This window comes from Rhizobacter sp. P2_H2 (genome assembly GCF_056403375.1).
Genome location: NZ_JBFUFP010000589.1, coordinates 1 through 3,387, shown reverse-complemented (window position 1 = coordinate 3,387; position 3,387 = coordinate 1). Strand labels below are relative to the sequence as shown.

The 3,387-nt window shown below is 67.4% G+C and carries 4 protein-coding genes; all 4 read left to right on the top strand.

Annotation, left to right across the window (positions count from 1 at the left end; all coding sequences use genetic code 11):
• On the top strand, window positions 1–1,572 hold a 1,572-nt coding region (locus tag AC1D15_RS23005; RefSeq protein WP_477827798.1), incomplete at its 5' end, for a pilus assembly protein.
• Between the two features lie 28 nt (window positions 1,573–1,600).
• A complete protein-coding gene (locus AC1D15_RS23000) occupies window positions 1,601–2,053 on the top strand; it encodes a type IV pilin protein (RefSeq protein WP_477827797.1) in 453 nt (150 codons plus the stop codon).
• An 86-nt stretch (window positions 2,054–2,139) separates the two neighbouring features.
• Window positions 2,140–2,676: a hypothetical protein gene (locus AC1D15_RS22995; RefSeq protein WP_477827796.1), complete on the top strand. Its 537-nt coding sequence runs from the start codon at window positions 2,140–2,142 to the stop codon at window positions 2,674–2,676.
• A 103-nt stretch (window positions 2,677–2,779) separates the two neighbouring features.
• Window positions 2,780–3,387 (top strand): ABC transporter ATP-binding protein (locus tag AC1D15_RS22990; protein WP_477827795.1); only part of this gene is annotated, 608 nt, incomplete at its 3' end.

The following is a 3,387-nucleotide window of genomic DNA, read 5'->3' as shown; positions in this document are numbered from 1 at the left end:
GGCATGGTGCATGCGTTCGAAGCGCCGCCGGAGTCGACCACGAGTGCGCAGACCGGCGCCGCGCTGTTCTCGTATGCGCCTGGTGCGCTGGCGCAGCGTTTCTTCTCGATCGGCCAGCAAGGCTTCGGCGTCACGGCCTATGTCGACGGCACGCCGTTCACTGCAGACGTCTGGATCGATGACACGTCGACGACGAACACGGCCCTCGAGTGGCACACCTACCTCTTCGGCGCGCTGGGGCGCGGCGGTCGCGGCATCTATGCACTCGATGCCACGACACCGGCCTCGCTGACGCAGGCCAATGCGGCCAGCGTCTTCAAGTGGGAGTTCACGGCCGACAATGACGCCGACCTGGGTTATGTGGTCAGTGACATCTCGATCGAGCCGGGCACCAACCAGCCGGCACCCGTCGCGAAGCTGAACAACGGCAAGTACGGTCTGATCCTGGGCAACGGCTACAAGTCGCGTGACGGGCATGCCGCGCTGTTCGTGATCCCGGCCGACGGCCCGACCTCCGCCGGCAGCTGGACCGGCCGCTACACGAAGATCGTCGCGGACGGCACGAGCACCGACAACGGCCTGTCGACGGCCACCTGGGTGGACCTGGACAACAACGGCACGGCCGATGTCGTCTACGCCGGCGACCTGAAGGGCAACCTGTGGAAGTTCGACATCTCGTCGAGCAATACCGCGGACTGGAGCGTGGCGTTCGTCAACACCTCCGGTGTGGCGCAGCCCTTGTACACCGCGCGCAGTCCCAACGACGATGTGCTGCCGATCACCGGTGCGCCTCAGTTCACGTTCCCGTCGATGGGGGGCGTGATGGTGAGCTTCGCCACCGGCCTGGCGAACACCAGCACGGAGTACCCGCGAACCGGTGTCACGCAGCGGGTGTTCGGCATCTGGGATCGACCGGACTTCACGGTGACGCCGAAGACGGCCGCCCGCCCGCGAGCCCTGCCGAGCGGCGTCGGCACGCTGGTGCAGCGCACGCTGACCCGGTCGGCCACGACGGGCATCGTGACGGTGGCGGCCGGTGCGGCGGTGGACTACCTGAACAGTTCGGGTGCTGCCAAGGACGGCTGGTTCATCAACCTTCCCGGATCGTCCGAGATGGTGGTGTCGAACCTMGAGTACCGGTTGAACAACATCATGATGACGTCGATCCGGCCGATCTCCACCAGCGGCGTCAGCTGCAGCGACCTGCCGCTGGCCACGTTGTTCGTCTTCGACCCGGTCACCGGCCTGCCGAACAGCGACGTGCTGGGCCCGCCGACGCTGGTCAACGGCGTGGCCACTTCCTTCACGATCGGCATTCCGGTGGATGACCAGAAGCTGCGCTTCGCCAACGACCGCACGCCAGCGCCGAGCGACACCTCGTGCGTGAAAGGGCAGCCGGGCTGTACCTGCACGGGCACGGGCGCGGCCGAAGTGTGCTCGAAGGCACCCAAGTGCCCGGACGGTTCGGGCAGCCTGCGCGGCATCGGGCGCGATACCGACACCAACTTGTGCTTCTCGCAATCGAACTCCCGGATCCAGTGGCGTGAGGTTCCGGGCCTGCGGACCAAATAACAGGATGACTTCGATCATGAGGATTGACATGCGAAGCGGAGCAAGGCGTGCGGGCGGCTTCACGCTGATCGAGTTGATGATCACCGTGGCCATCATCGGCATCCTGACGGCCATCGTGTACCCGTCCTATCGCGAGAGCATCGCGAAGGGACGCCGCGCGAAGCTGACGACGCAGATGCTGGCGGCGCAACAGTTCATGGAGCGCTGGTACAGCGAGAACTACGACTACTCGAAGAACACGGCCGGCACGCTGGTGACGGATGCTGACCAGTTTCCGAAGCGCTTCGGGACGGTGCCCCCGGAGGGCGGGCAGTACTACTCGCTGAGCCTGACGGCCACGGCAACCAACTCGTACACGATGACCGCCGTGCCCACGGGGGTGATGACCGGCGACAAATGCGGTTCCTTCACGCTGGACAACAACGGCAAGAAGGGTGTGACCGGCGGTACCACGACCGACGTGCAAACCTGCTGGCGTTGAACGTTCCAAGGGCAGGCCGGGGTCCCGCATCGCCGGGTTCCCGCCTGCTGCCGGCAGCGGTCGCGGCAGCGTTGCTGCACTGTGCCGTGCTGTACGTCGGGGCCGGGCCGGTGCCGGTGTTCACCCACAGCGATCGGCAGGCACCGATGTCGGTGCGTGCCATTCCCCCCGAACCCATTCCCGCACCGATCCCCGACCGCGTCGCGACGCCGCGGGTCCGACCCGTGCCGCAACCCGGCGAGCGCGTGGCCAGGGTCCTGCCGCCCGTGCAGGAATCGGCGGCCGCCGCGCCTGCGGCCGCCTCCGGCGTCGACCTTCCATCGGCCGAGGCGCCGGGCGGCTACGACGTTCCGCCGGTGCCGGAGCGGGGCTGGAACGTGGTGTTCCAGGCCATCGATCCCGGGGCAGAGGCCGATACCGTGGCCACGGTCGAGCTGGAGGTGTCGGCCCAGGGGCTGATCCGGCACTGGCGCATCGTCGAGTCGAACGCGCCGCTGGAAGCGACCACGGCCCTGCTGCTCGGCCTCGAAACGACCACCATGCTGCCGGCCGTGCGCGACGGGGAGCCCGTGGATGCCATCGTCCGGTACGAATTGCGATTCCTGAGGGTTCCGTCCAATTGACGACGCATTCGGATACGGTTCGTCGCCGGTGGGCCGGCGCGAGGATCATCTATCATCCGCTTCCACGGGCATCGCTCACGCGGCCTGATCCTACGACCAGCGCATGTCCACCATCCCCTTGTCTCCCCCTGCGAACCCCGGCGGCACCCTGATCGAACTGCGCGACGTCACCTGTGGCTACGGCGACCGGGTGATCCTCGAGAACGTCAACCTCAGCGTGCCGCGCGGCAAGGTGCTCGCGCTGATGGGCACCTCGGGTGGCGGCAAGACCACGGTGCTGCGCCTGATCGGGCGCCAACTGCAGCCGATGAAGGGCCAGGTGCTGTTCGACGGTGTCGACATCGCCACCCTCGATGCGCAGGGCCTGCACGCGATGCGCCGGCGCATGGGCATGCTGTTCCAGTTCGGCGCGTTGTTCACCGACCTGTCGGTGTTCGACAACGTCGCGTTCCCGTTGCGCGAGCACACCAACCTCGGCGAGGCGATGATCCGCGACCTGGTGCTGATGAAGCTCAACGCGGTCGGCCTGCGCGGTGCGCGCGACCTGCTGCCGTCGCAGGTGTCGGGCGGCATGGCCCGCCGTGTCGCGCTGGCGCGGGCCATCGCGCTCGACCCCGACCTGATCATGTACGACGAACCCTTCGCCGGRCTCGACCCGATCTCGATGAGCGTCGCCGCGACGCTGATCAAGGACCTGAACCACGCGCTGGG

Excerpts from the sequence above, each read along its gene's own strand:
- AC1D15_RS23000 (WP_477827797.1), top strand. The coding sequence starts at position 1,601 with ATGCGAAGCGGAGCAAGGCGTGCGGGCGGCTTCACGCTGATCGAGTTG.